The following is a 2,309-nucleotide window of genomic DNA, read 5'->3' on the forward strand; positions in this document are numbered from 1 at the left end:
TGTGTGTTGATTATGTGGGCCGTGACGGTGTCGCCGATATGGAGCAGTTGGCGGGTTTGTTCGCGACGGCGTCGACGTTGCCGATCGTGTTGGACTCCACCGAGGTGCCGGTGATCCGGGCGGGGCTGGAGAAGCTGGGCGGCCGGGCGGTCATCAACTCGGTGAACTATGAGGACGGCGACGGCCCGGATTCACGTTTCGCCCAGGTGACACGGCTGGCGCAGGAGCATGGGGCGGCGTTGATCGCGTTGACGATCGACGAGGAGGGCCAGGCCCGCACCATTGAGCACAAGGTTGCCATCGCCGAGCGGTTGATCGAGGACCTGACCCGCAACTGGGGCATCCATGAGTCGGACATCCTCATCGACACCCTGACGTTCACCATCTGCACGGGTCAGGAGGAATCCCGCAAGGACGGTGTCCACACCATCGAGGCCATCCGGGAACTCAAGCGCCGCCACCCCCAGGTGCAGACCACCCTGGGCCTGTCGAACATCTCCTTCGGCCTCAACCCCGCCGCCCGGGTCCTGTTGAACTCCGTCTTCCTCGACGAGTGCGTCAAAGCAGGCTTGGACTCGGCGATCGTCCACGCCAGCAAGATCCTGCCGATCGCCCGCTTCGACGATGAGCAGGTCACCACCGCGCTCGACCTCATCTACGACCGGCGCACCGACGACTACGACCCCCTCCAGAAGCTGATGGCGCTCTTCGAGGGCGTCAACATCACATCGATGAAGGCCGGCAAAGCCGAAGAACTCCTCGCCCTTCCCCTGGAAGAGCGGCTCAAGCGCCGCATCATCGACGGCGAGAAGAACGGCCTCGACACCGACCTCGATGAGGCACTGCGGGAGCGCCCGGCCCTCGACATCGTCAACGACACCCTCCTGGAGGGCATGAAGGTCGTCGGCGAACTCTTCGGCTCAGGGCAGATGCAGCTCCCCTTCGTCCTCCAATCCGCCGAGGTCATGAAGATCGCCGTCGCCCACCTCGAACCCCACATGGAGAAGTCGGACGCCGAGGGCAAGGGCACCATCGTCCTGGCCACCGTCCGCGGTGACGTCCACGACATCGGCAAGAACCTCGTCGACATCATCCTCTCCAACAACGGCTACAACGTCGTCAACCTCGGCATCAAACAACCCGTCTCCGCCATCCTCGAAGCCGCCGAAGAACACCGCGCCGACGTCATCGGCATGTCCGGCCTCCTCGTCAAATCCACCGTCATCATGAAAGAGAACCTCCAAGAGCTCAACCAACGCCAACTCGCCGCCGACTACCCCGTCATCCTCGGCGGCGCCGCCCTCACCCGCGCCTACGTCGAACAAGACCTCCACGAGATCTACGAGGGCGAAGTCCGCTACGCCCGCGATGCGTTCGAGGGCCTGCGGCTGATGGACGCCCTGATCGCGGTCAAGCGCGGAGTCCCCGGCGCCACCCTCCCCGAACTCAAACAACGCCGCGTACGGGCGAACGCAAGCGTCGTCACGGAGGAACGCCCGGAGGAAGGCACCGCCCGCTCCGACGTCTCCATCGACAACCCCATCCCCACCCCACCCTTCTGGGGCACCCGCGTCATCAAAGGCATCCAACTCAAGGAATACGCCTCCTGGCTCGACGAAGGCGCCTTGTTCAAGGGCCAGTGGGGCCTGAAGCAGAACCGGACCGGCGACGGACCCACCTACGAGGAGCTCGTCGAGACCGAAGGACGCCCCCGGCTGCGCGGCTGGCTCGACCAGTTGCACACCAAGAACATGCTGGAAGCCGCCGTCGTCTACGGCTACTTCCCCTGCGTCTCCAAGGGCGACGACCTGATCCTCCTCAACGAGGACGGCTCCGAACGCACCCGCTTCTCCTTCCCCCGCCAGCGCCGCGGACGGCGCCTGTGCCTCGCCGACTTCTTCCGCCCCGAGGAGTCGGGCGAGACCGATGTCGTCGGCCTCCAGGTCGTCACCGTCGGCTCCAAGATCGGCGAAGCCACCGCCGAACTCTTCGCATCCGACTCCTACCGCGACTACCTCGAACTCCACGGACTCTCCGTACAACTCGCCGAGGCACTCGCCGAGTACTGGCACGCCCGGGTGCGTGCGGAGCTCGGTTTCGCGGGGGAGGACCCATCGGACGTCGAAGACATGTTCGCCCTGAAGTACCGGGGCGCACGGTTCTCCCTCGGCTACGGTGCCTGCCCCGACCTGGAAGACCGGGCGAAGATCGCCGCCCTCCTCGAACCCGAGCGGATCGGCGTCCAGCTCTCCGAGGAATTCCAGCTCCACCCGGAACAGTCCACCGACGCCATCGTCATCCATCACCCG

At 65.3% G+C, this 2,309-nt stretch carries 1 protein-coding gene; it reads left to right on the forward strand.

The window, feature by feature from the left end; all coding sequences use genetic code 11:
• The coding region (locus tag ABZ348_RS34615) for a vitamin B12 dependent-methionine synthase activation domain-containing protein (RefSeq protein WP_358939978.1) at positions 1-2,309 on the forward strand (2,309 nt) is incomplete at both ends.

Source organism: Streptomyces sp. NPDC005963, assembly GCF_040638655.1.
Classification (GTDB): Bacteria; Actinomycetota; Actinomycetes; order Streptomycetales; family Streptomycetaceae; genus Streptomyces.